Genomic DNA, 17,422 nt, shown 5'->3' on the forward strand with positions numbered 1-17,422 from the left:
TTGTAAAATCTGGTGCCTGCATGGCGATTCTCCTATTCTTTTACAAACTTCTACTGGAAAGAGAAAACATGCATGTGTTTAAGCGGTTCTATCTGCTAGGGGCACTAGTGTTCTCTCTTATAGTCCCAAGTATTGTTTTTGTAGAGTATGTAGAGCCTATAACTGCTTCGATAGCTGTTCAACCCTTAAATGACATGGCCACATATGTTGAAGCACCTTTACCCAATGACATGGATACCATCAATTGGTCTTTGGTTTGGTGGTCTTTATATGGTATAGGATTACTTGGTTTTGTATTTCGTTTTTTTAGGAACCTTTTTCAAATATTAAATCGAATTAGTAATAATCCCAAAGTAAAGCAACACTTCACTATCAATGTATTGCTGCTGGAGAAATTTACACCACATACTTTTTTCAATTATATTTTTTTGAACAAGCTCGATTTTGAGTCAAAGGCAATTCCAGATGAAGTATTGTTACATGAAGCAATCCATGCAAAACAAAAACATAGTATAGATGTTCTCTTTATCGAAATCCTAAATGTCCTCTTCTGGTTTAATCCACTACTATATTTCTATAAAAAATCCATAAAACTGAATCATGAATTCTTGGCAGATAGCGCTGTCTTAAAACAGAAGGGTTCGACCAACGAGTATCAAAATACATTGCTATCGTACTTATCAAACGATAGTCTATCCAAATATCAGTCAGTCAAAATGGCAAATGCCATTAATTATTCATCAATCAAAAAAAGATTTGTCATAATGAAAAAAAACACATCAAAATCATCTATCCTTTTACGAAGCACTTTAGTACTGCCGTTACTGACCCTATTGCTTTATGGTTTTAGCGAAAAAAAGACCATAGCACTACCAAATATGGATGAAGAAATCATTTTGGGAACCCAACACAATTCGGAAAAAACATCTAAACGTTTTGATATTAAGGGGCAAACTGTTGGTTTTTCCAATCAGAAGTCACAACAAAGTGCTTCTAGAGAACAAATGGCCGAATACAATAAACTGGCAAAGAAATACAATACCATGCCCAAGGATAATATGCATATTAAAACAAAAGAGGTTGACCGACTCAAGTATATTTATAGGATAATGTCCGATAAACAACGTGAGGATGCAGAGCCTTTTCCAGAATTTCCCGAACCTCCCAGTCCCCCTATGGCACCTGACCACGTTGATGTAGAAGAAGAATTTGTTGGCAACCATATACAAGAAAGCATAAAGAATCAAGAAACTTATAGTGTTGTGGTCAAAGATGGGGAAACCATTACGGAGACTGTGATGCAACAAACAACATCCATGGCAAGCAATGCCCAAAAAGAAGAACTGGAAGCTGCATTAAAACAACAAGAACTCGCTTTGAAGGAACAGGAAAAAGCTTTGGAAGAACAGGAGCTTGCAATGAAAGAGCATGAGAAGGCCATGAGAGCGCACGAAAAAGCTCTAAAAGAACAAGAAATTGCTATAAGAGCACATGAAAAAGCTATGGAGCCACCAATGCCACCTTTACCACCAGAGCCAAAAACCCCTTTAAAGCACGCTACTGAAATGGCAGAACAAGGTGCCATCTTTTTTTACAAAGGGAAAAAAGTAACTTCTGATGAAGCTATCAAAATCTTAAAAAAGGAAAAGAATCTAAGTATCAGTATTGAAAAAACCGATAACAAAACCCCTATTGTTAAAATTGACACTCATTTTTGATGTTTTGATAGTTATGAAACATAGAAAAGTCTTGTGAAATCTATTCATTTTTAGTATTTTAAGATAAAATCAAATCTATGAGCGGACACATCATCGATATGGTCAATCGAATTAAACAGAACAAAATTCCAAAAAGGAAGAAGTTCCAAGGGGACAATCGCAAACTTATGTATGTTCGCAACACCGAAGCAACCTTATTTGACTTTCCTAAGATTTCGGAATATGAGTTACAGAAATTCAAAGTAGAAATCAAAAAAAAGATTAAAAAAGACCAAGCAATTACCTTACTTCTGTTCATTATTTCCTTTGTGATAGCAACAATCTTAGTTGTAATTTTTTTAAAATTCTACAAGTTACCTAATTGATTTTTTTATAAATCACTGTTAAAGCCTTCATTTAGAAGGCTTTTTTGTAACAAATCAACAGCATTTGCGTTCTAATAGTCAATCAGTCCCGAGCATAGTCGAGGGATCAAACCAAAACGAGCACTATCATGTTACAACAATTCTTTATCTTCTGTTCGGGAGCGGACACTGATATCCTGAAAACTTGTTCCAATGGGGAACGCAACAAATATGTAGGCATAGGAGCAACTGTTTTTTTTACTGCAGTCATGGCATTTATCGCCAGCGGCTATGCACTATACACTGTTTTTGACAACATCTACACCGCTGTTTTTTTCGGGTTATTATGGGGGCTTCTCATTTTTAATCTTGACAGATACATTGTGTCAACCATAAAGAAAAGGGATAATCTTAAAAGTGAACTCTTTCAGGCAGCTCCGAGAATAATTCTTGCGCTGATTATTGCCGTCGTTATTTCCAAGCCGCTGGAAATGAAAATTTTTGAAAAAGAAATCAATCAGGTCTTGTTGGAGGAGAAAAATGAAATGACACTGGCCAATCAAGAACAAATTGCTTTACAGTACAATCCAAAAATCGAAAATCTGAATCAAGAGATTGCCAGTTTAAAAAATGAAATAGCAACTAAAGAAGCTGAAACCAATGCATTGTACGACACTTATATTTCAGAAGCTGAAGGTACAGCAGGAACAGGTTTATTGGGCAAAGGTCCTGTATATAAAGAAAAGCGTGAAAAGCACGACGCATATCTTAAGGAGCTTTCTCAACTTAAGGAGACCAATCAACAAAAAATCATTAGCTTAGAAAATGAGATTGCAAGTTTAGGAACAGATTACAAAGCGGCAGTGGACAATTCGCAACCCACGATTGATGGCTTTGATGGACTTATGGCTCGTATAAATGCTTTGGAAAAGCTACCGTGGTTACCCTCTTTTTTTATTTTCCTCCTGTTTTTGGCTATAGAAACGGCACCCATTATTGTAAAACTTCTAGCTCCAAAAGGTGAGTATGACTATAAATTTGAAGAACAGGAAAGTGTCGTCGCCACTTGGGTTTCTCAGAAAGTGGCTCAGCGTAAACTACTGTTCGCTACCGATGGAGAGCTTAACCAGAAGATTTATGAGGATATTAAAACCGAGGAAGAACTATATCGGTATAAAAAAGAAAAAGCCGAGGAGTTGCTCAAGTTACAGGCCGATTCTTTTCACAAGGTACAGGTAAAAGGGCTATAAAATTTCTTTGATGTGCCTTTAACACAAGTACTTTAGAATGTAAGCTGATTGTAGTTGATTATAGCACTATTGGAGTGTGTAGATTGATTACCATTTCTTCTTTTTCGAGCTGTATATCGCAAAGTTGGTAGGAGTCGGTTTTAAAGTCCAATTTTGCGAATCCGAAATAAACTATGCGGCCTTTCTTATTTTTCATGATGTCAGATTTTGGGGTTATGCTTTGATTTATACTTCAAATGTATAGTACCGGTATCAAATGGAAAAAGAGGTAAAGACGAGCAAGCAAAAACTATCGTCGAATTTTAAAAATCATACGTTAAAAAAAGAGAATGCTTTTTTGAAGGGCTAAAACAAGGTCTTAAGAATGATTCATCACGTCTTTTTTGGACAGAGCCACCTTTAAACTATCCTTCCAGTGTGGAATTGCCAAACCAAAAGTGTTTTTTATTCTGGATTTATCCAACACCGTAAATTTTGGGCGTTCTGCAGGAGACGGATAATCTTTGGAGAGAATCGGTTTTAATTCAATATCAATTTTAGCGTTATCGAATATGGCCTTGGCAAAATCATACCAGCTGGCCACACCTTCGTTGCTATAGTTATAAACCCCGTAGTCGATACTATGGGCCTTGATGATGTAAAGTACAACTTTTGCCAAATCCAAAGCATATGTTGGTGTTCCCACTTGGTCATAGACAACGGATAGTTCTTTTCGTTCATTCCCCAATCTAACCATGGTCTTTAAGAAATTATTCCCAAATTCTGAATACAACCAGGAGGTTCTTATAATAAAATGTTCTTCTAAATTGCCGATAACCGCTCTTTCGCCCTTATATTTTGTATCACCATAAAACCCAATAGGTCTAGCAATATCGTCTTCCAAATATGGGGTATTCAGGAATCCATCAAAAACAAAATCTGTGGAAATATGGATTAAAACCGTCTTGCTCTCGTTACAGTTGATAGCTAGATTTCTAGCTCCAGTAACATTGACGCTATAGGCCAAATCCGTCTCAACCTCTGCTTTATCTACATTTGTGAATGCTGCACAGTTAATGCAATAGGAATAATCCGAAGAAAGCAATTCTTCCCTAACCGCTTCAAAATCTGCAACATCCAGGTCTTGGGAGGATTTAAGTACAAAATCAAGATTCTTGGTGTGCCCCTCAGCAATGAGCGATTTAAAGGTACTTCCTAATTGACCAGTTGCTCCTGTAACCAATATCTTCATAATGCTTATCTAAAATTAATGGGAAACTGCTTCTTTAAAAACAGGTAAAAATTTATCTTTTTCTGAGATGATCAAATCTTCCTCTGCTAAAATCCAATCTATATTGAACGTTGGGTCGTTATAAATAATTCCACTTTCCGAAGCAGCGTTATAAAAATTATCGCATTTATAAGAAAACTTGGCGGTATCGCTTATCGTTACAAATCCATGGGCACATCCCCTTGGAATGAACATTTGCTTTTTATTGTTCGATGATAACAACGTGGAAACTACATTACCAAATGTAGTGGAGTTGGGTCTTATATCTACGGCAACATCCAAAACCTCTCCGCCCAGAACACGTACTAGCTTAGCCTGTGCATGTTCCCCTTTTTGAAAATGAAGCCCTCTTAAAACGCCCTTAGAAGAGAAAGATTCATTGTCCTGTACAAAAAATGGTTTTGAACCGGTCAATGATTCAAATGTCATTTGATTGTAGCTTTCAAAGAAATATCCTCGTTTATCCTCGAAAACCTTGGGTTCAATGATAAAGCATCCTTCTATTGCTGTTTTAAGTACCTCCATAATTATACCAAAGCTTCTAGCAATCTTTTACTGTAACCACTTTTCAAAAATGGTTCGGTTAATTTTTTAAACTGACTTTTTGTAATAAATCCCATCTTGTATGCAGATGACTCTATAGCACCAATTTTTAATCCTTGTCTTTCTTCTATGACCTGTACAAACTGGGAAGCCTGCATTAACGATTGAAAGGTTCCGGTATCCAGCCAAGCTGTACCTCGATCCATTATGCTCACTTTCAGCTTTCCTCTTTTAAGGTATTCTTGGTTGATATCCGTTATTTCCAATTCGCCCCGTTTACTGGGTTGAATATTCTTTGCTATCTCTACCACATCATTATCATAAAAATAAATTCCGGGAACAGCATAATTGGATTTTGGCTTTTTTGGTTTTTCCTCAATGGATGTCACCTTACCTGAATCATCAAATTCAACCACACCATATCGCTCTGGGTCAGTTACGTGATAAGCGTAAATAATACCTCCATCTGGGTCGTTATTGGATTGCAACAGGTTTTCTAGGCCCGTTCCGTAAAAAATATTATCTCCCAGTATCAAAGCAACTTTGTCATTTTCTATAAAATCCTCTCCAATAATGAAAGCTTCTGCCAATCCATTGGGTTGTTCTTGAACTGCATATTCAAATTTACAACCATATTTTCTCCCATCTCCCAACAATCGCTGAAACATGGGTAAATCGTGAGGTGTTGAAATGATCAATATTTCCCAAATACCTGATTCGATAAGCGTCGAAAGAGGATAGTATATCATTGGTTTATCATACACTGGCATCAACTGTTTACTGACCGCCAATGTTATAGGGTGTAGTCTTGTTCCAGAGCCTCCTGCTAAAATTATTCCTTTCATCTTTCTTGGTTTAAAACCTATACGGATATGGTGTCCAAAATTTACTGGACTAAACTTTTTGTCTTGTTTACATCAAACTTCTTTAGATACCAATCTATTGTTTTATCGATACCTGTTTCAAAATTTTCATCTGCCATCCAGCCTAAATCATTTTCAATTTTACATGCATCTATGGCATATCTAAAATCATGTCCGGCCCTATCTTTAACATACGTTATCAGGTCTTTATAAGAGGTGTCTTTTCCTCTTGGGTATTTTCTGTCTAGTATGTTACAAACGGTTTGGGCTATATAGAGATTGTCTCGTTCGTTCCTACCACCAATATTATATGTTTCTCCTGATGCACCTTTGTCATAGGCTAAGGCAATTCCTTTACAATGATCCAAAACATACAACCAGTCCCTTATATTAGATCCATCCCCATAAATGGGTATAGGTTCTTCTGCCAAGGCTTTTCGTATGATGGTCGGAATTAATTTTTCATCATGTTGCTTTGGACCATAATTATTGGAACAATTGGTTGTTACCACATTCATACCATAGGTATGGTAGTAGCTTCTGATGATAAAATCCGAGGAAGCCTTTGAAGCGCTATACGGACTATTTGGAGCATAAGGAGTAGATTCCATAAAAAGACCTTCTTTTCCCAACGTACCGTATACCTCATCTGTAGAAACATGATGAAATCTTGAGTGCTTATAGGCTTCCTTATATACTCCCGGGCTTATCATCCAGTATTTTTTGGCCACATCTATCAAATTAAACGTACCCAAAATGTTGGTTTGCATAAAAGCATCTGGATTGGTTATGGAATTATCTACATGGGATTCGGCCGCAAAGTGAATCACACCTTGGATGTCGTACTTTTCGAAAATCTTTTCCAAAAGCTTTCTATCACATATGTCCCCTTTAATAAAAGTGTATCGATCATGCCCATCGACCTCATGCAGATTATCAAGATTACCGGCATAGGTGAGGGCATCAATATTGACCAAATGGATTTCCGCATTTAATTCTAAGAAATAAGGAATAAAGTTGGAGCCTATAAATCCCGCTCCCCCAGTAACCAAAACATGTATCATGGATATTATTTTCGTATTACTTACTTTGTAAATATAATCTTACTTTTTAGGTTGGGTCAATTATTGTTGTGAACGGTCAGTTTTTGTTGGTAGAACACATAATATAGGTTTTAAAACAACACCAACCAATTTATTGGCCTTTCTAGAAGCAATCTGAAAGTAAATACTTAATTTTAATAAAAACTTTTTCCTACTCTTAAAAACAATCGTCCCTAGTTTAAATGAAAAACCAAGTTACGGAAAAACCCTATATCCTTGCTGTAGATGACGAGCAGTTGAATTTAGAACTGCTCCGGTTTATTTTAGAGCGAAATAATTACATATTTGAAGGTACAAGCGATGACGACTATTTCTTTGAAAGCCTTAAAAAAAGAAAGCCAGATCTTATCCTTCTCGATATTATCATGCCTAGAATTGAAGGTTTTGAACTGTGTGAAAAAGTCAAAAAAATTCCTGCTTATAAGGATATTCCCATCATATTTCTAACCGGAAAAGTCAATGTAACGGATAAAATAAAAGGGTTTGAGGTTGGAGGAGTGGATTATGTGACCAAACCTTTTAACGAGAAAGAACTTATTGCACGAATACAAACCCATGTTGAACTGATACGTGCCAAAAACCAAATTGCAGAACAAGCTAAAAACCTAAAACAATCCAACGAACTAAAAGATAGAATGTTCTCCATTATTGGACATGATCTACGTTCCCCACTAAGTGCAGCCAAATTAAAAATGGACTTTATCATGCGGGGAATTATAAACCCTAAAGACGAGAACTTCTTGGATGAAACTGTTTTTGACCTTTTAAAAACGATGGATGAAGCATTGAACCTGCTTCAGAACTTGTTGGGTTGGGCGAAATCTGAAAGCAACCAGATTCAAATGATTCCAGAGAAACTGAACTTGAACAATTTGGTAGACCAAACCATTCGGCTTTTAAAATTGGGCAGTGATCATAAAAGAATCAAAATACAAAACAATGTTGCTGAAGAAATCCACTCATTTTCGGATAACAATATGATCAAGACCGTATTGCGAAACATACTTTCCAATGCCATAAAGTTTACGCCTGTAGATGGTATCATTAAAATCAATTCAAAATTGGTCAAGGACAACGTTGTTATAGAAATTGAGGACAACGGCAACGGAATTCCAAAAGAAGACATTGATAAAATCCTAAACCCAAATGAGCACTTTAGCAAATTAGGTACGGAAAAAGAACCTGGTACTGGTCTAGGCCTTGTGCTATGCCAAAGCTTTGTGGAAAAAAACCACGGGACATTGAGAATTCGTAGTGAAGTTGGAAAAGGAAGTACATTTTATTTTGACCTTCCCCTTTATAAAGAACAGGACTAAGCGATCACTTCTGCCTGTGAACTTCTCTTGGCGCGCTCCCAATTTACAGATTGATTCCCTTTGATATATCTTCCAAAACCTAAAAAAACAGAAAGGTTCATGATAAAAAAGTAGTACGGTATAAAAAGAACCTTTAAACGAATTTGTCTGTTTTCTAAAAACCAACCTAACAGTGCTGCTGCATAGAACAATACTTGTCCCCAAAATAATGTACTGAACAAACCAAATGACAACAGCCCCTCATTTTGTGCCAGAACAAAATTTATAGGAATGATCAAAAAAAGCAACAGTGGGGAAAGTGTCCATCGCAATACGCGGTGCGATATGTATTGAAAAGATAATGTTCCGTATTTAAAGAAATTAAGCAACGCCCTTAATCTAACTACAGATTGTATGCCCCCGGCAGAAATTCTTACTTTTCGTTTTAGCTCTTCCTTTACATTAGCAGAAGCGGTTTCTATGGCATACGCCTCTGGATTATATTGAATGGTATAACCGGACATTGCAACACGCAATGAAATCATAAAATCGTCCAACAATGTATCTTTCTCCACTTCTTGCCAAAGTGCCGTTCTAATGGCAAAAAGTTCTCCTGCCGCTCCAACTACGGAATATAGTTCCGCATCCCATTTTTTTAGCTGCGATTCATATTTCCAATATAACCCCTCTCCTGCGCCTGCAGCACTGTCCGCATCTTTGGAATAAATACGTTTTTCTCCAGAAACACAACCTACTTTTGGATTTCTGAACAAGCGTACTATTTCTTGTATGGAATTCTTGCCCAAGTCTGTATTGGCATCGGAAAAGATAACGATCGGGGTTTTCACAAATTCCATTCCCCTGTTCATAGCTGCAATCTTTCCAGCTCTTTCATCTTTGTGGTACACTTCTACACCAGAGATTTTTTTTAAAAGTTCCGGCGTACCGTCATCAGAGCCATCAGTAACCCAAATTTGAGTCACTTTGTCCTGTGGGTAATTAAGACTTTTTGAATTTTTTACTTTTTGCTCTAAATAATCTTTTTCATTAAACGCGCTTACAAAGAGCGTTACTTCCGGTTCATAATCAGCATTACCTTCAAATTTTTTGGATAATCCAAAAATCCTTCTAAGTTTAATGATAATGAACAGTAGTATTCCATACCCTAGATAGGCATAAAAAATGATAAAAAGTGAACCCCAGAAAAATACTTTTAAAAACTCCATCACTCCTTTTTTAATTCATGACCCAGCTATACTGCAATCAAATTCTTGTTTACCGCTCTCTCCCATTCGCCAGTATCATGGTTGTATGTTTTAACCACCCTTGCCGGGTTCCCAACAGCCACAGAATACGCCGGAATATCTTTGGTGACCACGCTTCCGCCAGCAATAATGCAATGTTTCCCTATGGTAACACCCGCTACAACTACACAGTTTGCCCCTATCCAAGTTTCTTCCTCTACCGTAATTATGGCTGTGGAAACCCCTTGTTCATGAATAGGCATTGAAACGTCTTCATAGTTATGATTAAGTCCCGAAAGCACCACATTTTGCGCCAATCTAACATCATTTCCTATCGTTACCGGACCTATAATCGTATTACCAAGACCTATTCTGGTTCTGCTGCCTACCTTAACAGCACCTACGCCATTGTTTACGGTAGAGAAATCTTCTATTGTGGAATTTGCACCTAATTCAAAAATGTTCCATGGCAATACATCCATGCGAGTCCTACGGCAAATGGTAGCGCCTCTTCCTTTTTTATGATAGAAAGGATTTACAAACCATTTTACCCATAAACGAGGTCTTGCCTGGTTTTTGGGAACCAGTAACCAGTACACAAACTTTTTAAGTCTCTCGCTACTTCTAATCTTGTCCTTTAGTCCCATAACTTTTGGTTTATGCTGATTTTTTAATGGCATCGTAAATGGCCTGAACATTATTCTCCCAAGTATGGCTCTTCGCAAATGCTATTCGTTCTTCAACTAATTCTGAATTATTTTCTGCTAAAGCCTTTTCTGCCAATTGAATGTATTCTTCTTTGGTACTTCCTAAATACACGTGCTCTTTAAACATTTCCATGGCCTTCGTTTTCGTAGCCAGGGTAGGTTTTCCCATCGCCAAATACTCATCAATCTTTCGAGGATAGTTCCCTATGGTCCAATCGTTTACCACTTGGGGGTTCATGGCAACATCAAACCCTTTAACATAAGCGGGTAGTTCGGAAGCATCTTTGCTTCCTAAAAAGAATACGTTCTCCAACCCATGTAATTTTGATTGTTTAAAGTCTTGATCCTCGGGCCCTACCAAAACAATGCTCCAGCCCCCTTTAGTTTTGGCCATATATTCCAAAAGTTCAATGTCCAATCGCATACTTGTTAAGTATCCTACATAACCCAGTATAGGTCTTGGAATGGACTCAAATTCTTTGGGTACAGGTATCGTATCGTTTTCATCGTTGAACAAGGATACATCGCAACCTTGACCTACCATAAAACTGTTGGGGTTAAATTTAGAACCATATTCAGCATAGAGCGTGGAATTGTTTACAACCGTATCAGCCTGTTCGATAAGCTGCGGCTCAATACGTTCCCCATGTTTTCCCCAATAGGGCACTTTAATCAAATAATCACGCATGTAATACGTATAACTTTTAGGGGAAAGGTATTCTTTAAGATGTAATCCCAAAAACATGGAACTATCATTAAATAAGAATATATCCTTAAAGTTTAGCTTATGCATGGCAGCTATAATATCATTCGAAAAAAGCCTTGAATTTCTTTTATTAAGCAGTTTAAATATGGAGTGAAAGGGAATCCAATTAATAGATTCTGTTAACGTTTTGGGATAAAGGTTCCAAAGGTTTTCCCCTATTTGTACAAGTCCCGTTTCTTCCCCATTTTTTATTTTAATTCTTTTCTGAACTTTTTCCGTAGCTTTTTCCCGCTTTAGCGTTGCCCTGTCCAATGGAGGGTTTACATAAAGTACTCGGTTTTGCTTGGCAAACTCCGTAGCAATATTTTTACAGTTACTGCCAATTTCAATATCCCATGCTTGTATTCCTACAACTATAATATCTTGACCTTTGATCATATTAGCTGTTTTTTAGTTCATTATGGACATCTTCATATAGTTCTAGAACATTCTTCGCCATGGTTTCCCATGAAAAGTGTTTTGCTCTTTTGATGCCCTTTTCGGCCAAAACTTGAGCCAACATCTTATCCTCTACCAAAGTCTGCATTGCAGTTGTAATTTCTACTGGATTAAAGGGATCTATCATCAAGGCAGTGTCCTTTCCGGCTACCTCTGGCATCGATGATGTATTTGATGTGATTACAGGTACTCCGCATGCCATTCCCTCTAAGATTGGAATACCAAAACTTTCCCGCAGCGAAGGATATAGAAATATTGAACATTGGCTTATAATGGCAGGTAAATCGGTATTTGGAACATATCCCGTTAAATGGATCAATGGTCTAATTTCTTCTCCATCGATCGAAACCAAAAGTTTTTGAAGTTCGACTTCATCGTAATCCAGCATCACCAACTTGTATTGGTTGGGATATATTTTATTGAAATCTGTAAATGCTTTTAAGACACCTTTGGTATTTTTCTTGGGGTCTGTATTACCAAGAAAGAAAAAGAAATTTTCTGGTAAAGTATACTTATGCTTTATTGCTTTTAAACGGTCCAAATTGGTCACTTTTTTAAAATGTGAACCAACACCATTGTATATGGCCGTTAAGCGATTGTCCTTGAACCCAAAATAATTGCTGATACGCTCTTTTTCATAGTTGGAAACCGTAATGACCTTTTTACTTTTTCTAATCACAGGTGGCACAAAGTATCTTCTATACATGTTCCCCAGTTTTTGATACCATGTTCCACCTTTTTTCAAAACACTGATACTCTCCAGATAGATAATATCGTGCAAGGTGGTAATCAGCGGTACTTTAGAAAACAAAGGGCCTGTATTACTTGTACAATGCAAAACATCACAGCCTTCTTTAAAAGCCGCTTTGGGCAATGCAATTTGTTCCCATCCTGGATAACCCCATTTTGAATTTAGCTCTATAACTTTAAAATTAGGTGCATTGGGAATACAGGTGTCATCAAAATCTGGTTTTACAAAAATTACATATTCATTTTCATTGTCGATTTTTTGAAGATTTTTAATGAGCTCCAAAGCGACCATGTCCATGCCATGTTTCTTTTTTCTAAAAAGTCGTTGTCCTTCAATGCCTATCTTCATATGTTGTTATTAACTATTAATCGTACCATGTTCCGTGTGAATAAACTTTTTGTTGGCTCCTTTCAATTTAAACAGTGACAAAAACATGAGCAGAAATGCCTTTGGAAGTGTAAGCAAAGCTTTTAGCGTTTGCACGCTATAAAACTTTGTGGGTACCGCGAAGGAAAAAGCCAATACTGTCAATACCAAAACAGCATACCAAAAGACAGCGGGAATTGTTAAGAAATTGATTGGGAAAAACAAGGTTGTCATAAAGTACAAAAAGGTGATAATCACTACCAATCCCAGCAATAATACCCTTGGAGGTGATACCATTTGATAGACTTTGTCAAAGAAATCCACATTGCCCCGAACAAACAATTCTTTTAAACCTGATGCAAAATAATTTCTAAAATAAATGAACTGTGCTGAAAGCCAACGCTTGCGCTGGTTGGAAAACACTTCTGATTTTTGGACTTTTTCATCAAGAACCAATGCATCATCTACATACTCGATCTTTGTTCCGCCCTTTAATAATTTTAATTCCAATTCTTTATCAAATCCGCCCACTGCATTAACATTTGCCATAGTACTTTTAAAAAAATGGTAGTCGAATGCCATACCAGAACCGATCAAGGCAGAGGATAGTCCCAGCACACGGTGTCCTTTTCTAAAAATATGGTTGTTGACCTCTTCACTGATGGCATCCAAAATTGCAAAAGGGGTGTTCGTATTTTTAGCAACCCTATGTCCCTGCACTACACAATACCCTTTATCAAAAGCATCATTGATTTTATCAATGAAATCCTCCTCCATAATGTTATCGGCATCCAAGACCAAGGCCACATCGTATTCGTCACCGATTACCTTCATTGCCCGATTAAGGGCTTTGGATTTGGTACTCTTTTCAAAGGAAACCTCAACAATGGTTACCGGGAGTTTTTCAAGGGCTTCCAAAGTGCTTTTATGAAAAGAATCGGCAATGATAATAACTTCAAAAAAATCTTTTGAATAGCTCTGTTCAAGAGCCTTTTTAGCTACTTCGACAATTACGTTGTCTTCTTTATATCCGGGAATCAGTACGGCAAATCTCCGCTGTTCATTAGAACTTTTATCTTGTTTCTTACGTTTAAAAAGACCTGCAAGGGAAAAAATAAAGATGTAAACGGATGCAAATCCAAAATATCCAAATAAAAGGATTTCCAAGCTATGAATTAAAATTCTTATGACATCCATTTATCTATTCTTTAAAGTGATTACCCTTCTATTAATTCTTTAATGGATTGCTCTTTGAGCAGATTATCAAAGTATGCAATGGTTTTTTCAAGACCAGTTCGTAAATCAACCTCTGGCCTCCAATCCTTCAGTTTTTCTTGTGCTAAAGAGATATCCGGTTTTCGTTGCATAGGATCATCGGCAGGTAAGGGTAAATGGATTATCCTAGATTTTGAACCTGTTAGGTCAATGATATTCTCGGCTAGTTCCAACATGGTGAATTCGCCTGGATTTCCAATATTGATGGGACCAATAAATTCATCCTCGGTGTCCATCATTTTTATCATGCCGTCTACCAAATCACTTACATATTGAAAACTTCTCGTTTGGGTTCCGTCCCCAAAAATGGTAATGTCCCTTCCTTGGAGTGCCTGTATGATAAAATTAGATACTACCCTGCCATCATCGGGTTCCATACGAGGTCCGTAGGTATTGAAGATTCTTATAATCTTCACCAAGACATCATTGGAATTGTGATAGTTCACAAAAAGTGATTCAGCACAACGTTTGCCTTCATCGTAACAGGAGCGAACCCCTATTGGATTTACATGACCCCAATAGTCCTCTGGTTGGGGATGCAATTCTGGGTCTCCATAGACTTCACTTGTGGAAGCTTGAAGAATTTTCGCCTTAATCCGTTTGGCCAATCCCAACATATTGATTGCCCCCAAAACCGATGTTTTTATGGTCTTAATCGGATTATGTTGGTAATGTACTGGTGAGGCAGGACACGCCAAATTATAAATTTCATCTACCTCAAGAAAATAAGGCAAGGTTACATCATGTCTGATTACCTCAAAATAAGGGTTGTCCATTAAATGTACTATTTTGCTTTTCCTTCCGGTAAAGTAGTTATCCATACTCACGACTTCATTGCCTTCGTTTAGGAGTCTTTCGCATAAATGGGAGCCCACAAAACCTGCACCCCCTGTTACCAATATTCGTTTCATAATCTTGTTTAAAGGTTTACGGTTTCTATTTCTGTGCTTTTCACAACTTCCCTACCAATGCTGTAATAGGTGAACTCTTGTTCTTTTAATTCTTCTGGATCGTATACATTTCGACCATCGAATATGGTTTTGCTGTTCATGAGCTTTTCCAATATTCTGAAGTTGGGCATTTTAAATTCAGACCACTCAGTCACCAAGATGAGTGCATCGGCATCAATAATGGCGTCGTATTCATCTTTGGCATATTCGATACTATCACCTAAAATCCGTTTGGTCTCTTCCATCGCAACCGGGTCATAAGCTCTTACCGTAGCACCAAGGGCTTTCAATTGTTCTATAATCACCAATGATGGAGCTTCTCTCATGTCATCTGTTTTTGGCTTAAATGCCAATCCCCAAAGTCCAAATTGCTTGCCTTTAAGATTCTTTCCAAAATGACTTTTTATTTTTTCCACCAAGACTGATTTTTGACGGTAGTTGACACTTTCCACAGCTTTTAATACTTCCAAAGAATGCCCGTATTCATCAGCTGTCCGTACCAGTGCCTGTACGTCTTTTGGAAAACAACTGCCTCCATAACCCGTTCCAGGGTAAATGAATTTATTTCCTATTCTAGAATCGGAACCTATTCCTTTTCTTACCAAATCCACATTGGCTCCTACAAGTTCGCATAGATTGGCAATGTCGTTCATAAAACTAATTTTTGTCGCCAGCATGGAATTGGCTGCATACTTGGTCATTTCCGAAGAGAAAATATCCATGAACAATAGTGGGTGTCCGTTCATTAAATAAGGCTTGTACAATCTACGCATTACTTTTTCAGCTCGTTTGCTCTCTATACCTACCACGATACGGTCTGGCTTTAAGAAGTCATCTACTGCGCTACCTTCTTTTAAGAATTCGGGATTTGACGCCACATCAAAGGGAATGTCCGCACTCCTTTTGTTCAACTCTTCTTCAACGGCAGCTTTTACCTTATAAGATGTTCCTACGGGTACAGTGCTCTTGGTTATGATTACCTTATAATCTTCCATATGTTGCCCTATTTCCCTGGCCACACCGAGTACATACTTTAAATCTGCACTTCCATCCTCATCTGGTGGGGTTCCTACGGCAATAAAAACAGCATCACTATTCTTGATACCCTTCTCTAAGCTTGTAGTGAAGGAAATTCTCCCCTTATCTATATTACGTTCTAAAAGCGTATCTAAACCCGGTTCATAAATTGGGACTTCACCTTTACGAAGCCTTTCTATTTTTTTCTCATCAATGTCCACGCAGACAACGTTGATTCCCGTCTCTGCAAAGCAGGTACCGGTTACCAAGCCAACGTAGCCTGTACCTATTACTGTTATATTCATAATTTTAAAGTATATTAAGTTTGATTTGTTCCAGATAATCATTAACCTCGAATGAATTATTCTCATCCATTGTTGTTGAATCTTCAACTAGCGAATCAAGGTCATTTTCGCTGACGCAAGCACAATGACATAGGATAATTGAAAACTTGAAGGATTTAACCATTCTAGCAGGCTTAATGATTTGTAAATATTACCCTACATTTATGGAAAGAAAATTAATTGTTGTGAAATACTTTCTTGGTGTTGTCAACTAGTTAGAATCTAGGTGGTAAGAATACCCTAAAATCAATTAACTCAATCTGCAAGTCGTATTATTATCCAATTGTAGAACTGTTTTTCAAATTCCAAAAAATTGCCTTCCAGAACGCTTTTAAGTGCTCATTTTGGCGTTTTACAATAAACATGAAACTGTTTTTGGGAATGGAAACAAAGCATTGAAATAGTAAACTTATCCATAATTGAAACGGCTTAAAATTTCTTCTGGCGAAGAGAATCCTGTTTCGAGAAATATAATAGGTCTTCAATGGACTGAACTTTCCGGTGGAAACCGATTCTTTATGCAGTATATATGATTTTGGTTGGTAGTAAATTTTATAGCCTGCCCGTTTTATCATTTCGGCCCAATCGTGTTCTTCGTAATATAGAAAGTAAATTTCGGTCATCATACCTACTTTTTCCACAACACTTTTTGGAACCATCATTGCCGCTCCGTGTATGGACTGTGTTTCTCCCTCAGCATCAAAATCTCCATTATCTTTTTGATGGTATCCAATACTGTTATTCCTAATTGTCCAATGACTCATGGGCGTATAACCGGCATACTGAATAAGTGTAGGATCCCAATGGAACTTAATTTTTGGGCTTACCATCCCAATAGTTTCATCATCTTGAAGTTTTTGTACCAAGGGTTCAATAAAACCTTTTGGGACAATGGTATCGTTATTTATAAATAACAAGTATTCGCCTTTTGCTTGTTTAACCCCAAGATTGTTGCCTCCTGCGAAACCCAGATTTTCCTTGCTCTTGATAAGATGTATCTCTGGATACTTTTTCTTTATGCTATCTGGGTTATCGTTTGGTGAAGCATTATCAACCACAATGATTTCATAATTTTGGTAGGTAAGTTCCCTAATCGATTGCAATAAATCCAAAGTGACTTCAGATTCATTATAGTTAATCGTGATTATCGATACAAGTGGTTTCATGTTTTTTGTGGG

17 protein-coding genes are annotated in these 17,422 nt (G+C 37.3%); 4 read left to right on the forward strand and 13 right to left on the reverse strand.

Annotated features, from left to right (window positions below; translation table 11 throughout):
- Positions 1 to 20 precede the first annotated feature (20 nt).
- The 3 genes from LV716_RS04655 (at position 21) to LV716_RS04665 (ending at position 3,312) form a co-directional block, all read left to right on the forward strand.
- On the forward strand, positions 21 to 1,718 hold the full coding sequence (locus tag LV716_RS04655) for a M56 family metallopeptidase (protein ID WP_233759228.1): 1,698 nt from the start codon (positions 21 to 23) through the stop codon (positions 1,716 to 1,718).
- A 77-nt stretch (positions 1,719 to 1,795) separates the two neighbouring features.
- Positions 1,796 to 2,083: a hypothetical protein gene (locus LV716_RS04660; RefSeq protein ID WP_163416617.1), complete on the forward strand. Its 288-nt coding sequence runs from the start codon at positions 1,796 to 1,798 to the stop codon at positions 2,081 to 2,083.
- A gap of 128 nt (positions 2,084 to 2,211) precedes the next feature.
- Complete coding sequence (locus tag LV716_RS04665; RefSeq protein WP_163416618.1) at positions 2,212 to 3,312, forward strand: DUF4407 domain-containing protein; 1,101 nt, start codon at positions 2,212 to 2,214, stop codon at positions 3,310 to 3,312.
- Between the two features lie 58 nt (positions 3,313 to 3,370).
- On the opposite strand, the gene LV716_RS04670 is transcribed toward LV716_RS04665, so the two are convergent.
- The 5 genes from LV716_RS04670 to rfbB form a co-directional block, all read right to left on the reverse strand.
- Positions 3,371 to 3,508: a hypothetical protein gene (locus LV716_RS04670; protein ID WP_163416619.1), complete on the reverse strand. Its 138-nt coding sequence runs from the start codon at positions 3,506 to 3,508 to the stop codon at positions 3,371 to 3,373.
- 162 nt (positions 3,509 to 3,670) lie between these two features.
- The gene (gene rfbD / locus LV716_RS04675; protein ID WP_163416620.1) at positions 3,671 to 4,543 is read right to left on the reverse strand and encodes a dTDP-4-dehydrorhamnose reductase; all 873 of its coding nucleotides are present in this window, start codon (positions 4,541 to 4,543) and stop codon (positions 3,671 to 3,673) included.
- 15 nt (positions 4,544 to 4,558) lie between these two features.
- Complete coding sequence (gene rfbC, locus LV716_RS04680) at positions 4,559 to 5,107, reverse strand: dTDP-4-dehydrorhamnose 3,5-epimerase (RefSeq protein WP_163416621.1); 549 nt, start codon at positions 5,105 to 5,107, stop codon at positions 4,559 to 4,561.
- 2 nt (positions 5,108 to 5,109) lie between these two features.
- On the reverse strand, positions 5,110 to 5,970 hold the full coding sequence (gene rfbA, locus LV716_RS04685; RefSeq protein ID WP_163416622.1) for a glucose-1-phosphate thymidylyltransferase RfbA: 861 nt from the start codon (positions 5,968 to 5,970) through the stop codon (positions 5,110 to 5,112).
- 41 nt (positions 5,971 to 6,011) lie between these two features.
- Positions 6,012 to 7,052 (reverse strand): dTDP-glucose 4,6-dehydratase, encoded by a 1,041-nt coding sequence (rfbB, locus tag LV716_RS04690; RefSeq protein ID WP_163416623.1) that lies wholly within the window; start codon positions 7,050 to 7,052, stop codon positions 6,012 to 6,014.
- Between the two features lie 221 nt (positions 7,053 to 7,273).
- On the opposite strand from rfbB, the gene LV716_RS04695 reads away from it, so the two are divergent.
- Positions 7,274 to 8,407, forward strand: a complete 1,134-nt coding sequence (locus tag LV716_RS04695; RefSeq protein WP_163416624.1) for a hybrid sensor histidine kinase/response regulator — start codon at positions 7,274 to 7,276, stop codon at positions 8,405 to 8,407.
- Here the strand turns inward: LV716_RS04695 and LV716_RS04700 are convergent.
- The 8 genes from LV716_RS04700 to LV716_RS04740 all read right to left on the reverse strand — a co-directional run bounded on the left by LV716_RS04700 (position 8,404) and on the right by LV716_RS04740 (position 17,410).
- Complete coding sequence (locus LV716_RS04700; RefSeq protein ID WP_163416625.1) at positions 8,404 to 9,612, reverse strand: glycosyltransferase family 2 protein; 1,209 nt, start codon at positions 9,610 to 9,612, stop codon at positions 8,404 to 8,406. The two genes, LV716_RS04695 and LV716_RS04700, sit on opposite strands and share 4 nt — an antisense overlap.
- A gap of 26 nt (positions 9,613 to 9,638) precedes the next feature.
- Positions 9,639 to 10,277, reverse strand: a complete 639-nt coding sequence (locus LV716_RS18450; protein ID WP_163416626.1) for a DapH/DapD/GlmU-related protein — start codon at positions 10,275 to 10,277, stop codon at positions 9,639 to 9,641.
- Positions 10,278 to 10,287: 10 nt separating this feature from the next.
- Complete coding sequence (locus LV716_RS04715) at positions 10,288 to 11,481, reverse strand: glycosyltransferase (RefSeq protein WP_163416627.1); 1,194 nt, start codon at positions 11,479 to 11,481, stop codon at positions 10,288 to 10,290.
- Position 11,482: 1 nt separating this feature from the next.
- The gene (locus LV716_RS04720; RefSeq protein ID WP_163416628.1) at positions 11,483 to 12,640 is read right to left on the reverse strand and encodes a glycosyltransferase family 1 protein; all 1,158 of its coding nucleotides are present in this window, start codon (positions 12,638 to 12,640) and stop codon (positions 11,483 to 11,485) included.
- Between the two features lie 9 nt (positions 12,641 to 12,649).
- Complete coding sequence (locus LV716_RS04725; RefSeq protein ID WP_163416629.1) at positions 12,650 to 13,855, reverse strand: glycosyltransferase family 2 protein; 1,206 nt, start codon at positions 13,853 to 13,855, stop codon at positions 12,650 to 12,652.
- Between the two features lie 20 nt (positions 13,856 to 13,875).
- Entirely contained in the window at positions 13,876 to 14,844 is a 969-nt protein-coding gene (locus tag LV716_RS04730; protein ID WP_163416630.1) for a UDP-glucuronic acid decarboxylase family protein, read from the reverse strand.
- A gap of 8 nt (positions 14,845 to 14,852) precedes the next feature.
- Positions 14,853 to 16,205 (reverse strand): UDP-glucose/GDP-mannose dehydrogenase family protein, encoded by a 1,353-nt coding sequence (locus LV716_RS04735; RefSeq protein ID WP_163416631.1) that lies wholly within the window; start codon positions 16,203 to 16,205, stop codon positions 14,853 to 14,855.
- Between the two features lie 314 nt (positions 16,206 to 16,519).
- On the reverse strand, positions 16,520 to 17,410 hold the full coding sequence (locus LV716_RS04740) for a glycosyltransferase family 2 protein (protein WP_163416632.1): 891 nt from the start codon (positions 17,408 to 17,410) through the stop codon (positions 16,520 to 16,522).
- Positions 17,411 to 17,422: the final 12 nt, after the last annotated feature.

Origin of the sequence: Flagellimonas sp. HMM57, from assembly GCF_021390175.1 — a bacterium.
Classification (GTDB): domain Bacteria; phylum Bacteroidota; class Bacteroidia; order Flavobacteriales; family Flavobacteriaceae; genus Flagellimonas.

Bases quoted from the DNA above. Each gene is read 5' to 3' on its own strand.
- rfbA (WP_163416622.1), bottom strand. From the start codon at position 5,970: ATGAAAGGAATAATTTTAGCAGGAGGCTCTGGAACAAGACTACACCCT.
- LV716_RS04660 (WP_163416617.1), top strand. From the start codon at position 1,796: ATGAGCGGACACATCATCGATATGGTCAATCGAATTAAACAGAACAAA.
- rfbC (WP_163416621.1), bottom strand. From the start codon at position 5,107: ATGGAGGTACTTAAAACAGCAATAGAAGGATGCTTTATCATTGAACCC.
- rfbD (WP_163416620.1), bottom strand. From the start codon at position 4,543: ATGAAGATATTGGTTACAGGAGCAACTGGTCAATTAGGAAGTACCTTT.
- LV716_RS04665 (WP_163416618.1), top strand. From the start codon at position 2,212: ATGTTACAACAATTCTTTATCTTCTGTTCGGGAGCGGACACTGATATC.
- LV716_RS04655 (WP_233759228.1), top strand. From the start codon at position 21: ATGGCGATTCTCCTATTCTTTTACAAACTTCTACTGGAAAGAGAAAAC.
- LV716_RS04740 (WP_163416632.1), bottom strand. From the start codon at position 17,410: ATGAAACCACTTGTATCGATAATCACGATTAACTATAATGAATCTGAA.
- LV716_RS04725 (WP_163416629.1), bottom strand. From the start codon at position 13,855: ATGGATGTCATAAGAATTTTAATTCATAGCTTGGAAATCCTTTTATTT.
- LV716_RS04735 (WP_163416631.1), bottom strand. From the start codon at position 16,205: ATGAATATAACAGTAATAGGTACAGGCTACGTTGGCTTGGTAACCGGT.
- LV716_RS18450 (WP_163416626.1), bottom strand. From the start codon at position 10,277: ATGGGACTAAAGGACAAGATTAGAAGTAGCGAGAGACTTAAAAAGTTT.
- rfbB (WP_163416623.1), bottom strand. From the start codon at position 7,052: ATGATACATGTTTTGGTTACTGGGGGAGCGGGATTTATAGGCTCCAAC.
- LV716_RS04730 (WP_163416630.1), bottom strand. From the start codon at position 14,844: ATGAAACGAATATTGGTAACAGGGGGTGCAGGTTTTGTGGGCTCCCAT.
- LV716_RS04695 (WP_163416624.1), top strand. From the start codon at position 7,274: ATGAAAAACCAAGTTACGGAAAAACCCTATATCCTTGCTGTAGATGAC.
- LV716_RS04715 (WP_163416627.1), bottom strand. From the start codon at position 11,481: ATGATCAAAGGTCAAGATATTATAGTTGTAGGAATACAAGCATGGGAT.
- LV716_RS04700 (WP_163416625.1), bottom strand. From the start codon at position 9,612: ATGGAGTTTTTAAAAGTATTTTTCTGGGGTTCACTTTTTATCATTTTT.
- LV716_RS04720 (WP_163416628.1), bottom strand. From the start codon at position 12,640: ATGAAGATAGGCATTGAAGGACAACGACTTTTTAGAAAAAAGAAACAT.
- LV716_RS04670 (WP_163416619.1), bottom strand. From the start codon at position 3,508: ATGAAAAATAAGAAAGGCCGCATAGTTTATTTCGGATTCGCAAAATTG.